This window comes from Dolichospermum sp. UHCC 0259, from assembly GCF_009711935.1.
Classification (GTDB): Bacteria; Cyanobacteriota; Cyanobacteriia; order Cyanobacteriales; family Nostocaceae; genus Dolichospermum.
Genome location: NZ_VIKX01000284.1, coordinates 1 through 582 on the forward strand (window position 1 = coordinate 1; position 582 = coordinate 582).

Here is a 582-nt window from a genome sequence, read left to right on the forward strand (position 1 = left end):
TTTTCCGTATTTACTTATCTTTACACACCTTTAATTTTTTTTGTTTACCTACTTAAACCGTCTGCGTCCTAATCGCGCTGATTTTGACTTTGAACTATTAGCCAGTCGGGCAAAAGATTTTTCTGGGGCTGAAATTGAACAAGTGATTTATGAAGGGATGCAAAATGCTTTCAGTCGCAACGAAGAATTTACTCAAGGTGATTTGTTGGATTCTATTGCTAGTTGTATACCATTAGCTCAAATCTCCCAAACTCAAATTCAATCCTTAACTAAATGGGCAGAATATAGCGGTGCTAAAAGTGCCAGTTTAAAAATGAGTGAAATTAATTTTGTGCTACCGCCTTTAGAGGTTGATAATTATTTGGAATGATCCATGATTTCAGCCACAAAATTGATTCAGGATTTAGCTAATTTTACTGGCAGTGAACAGTATTATTTACATTGGAGCAAAGTGTTAAAATACACTACAGGAGTAAATTAGTAGCGGCTCAATAAGTAGGGGTAAATATAGCGATTGCTGTCATTAATGTGACTTGAACCATAACTTGGGCTAAATTGTGAACCATAAAATGAGCCATAAGT

Annotated in this window: 1 protein-coding gene; it reads left to right on the plus strand. The window is 35.2% G+C overall.

The window, feature by feature from the left end:
• The first annotated feature begins 40 nt into the window (after positions 1 to 40).
• The gene (locus FJR05_RS23625) at positions 41 to 370 is read left to right on the plus strand and encodes a hypothetical protein (protein WP_254447056.1); all 330 of its coding nucleotides are present in this window, start codon (positions 41 to 43) and stop codon (positions 368 to 370) included.
• Positions 371 to 582 lie beyond the last annotated feature (212 nt).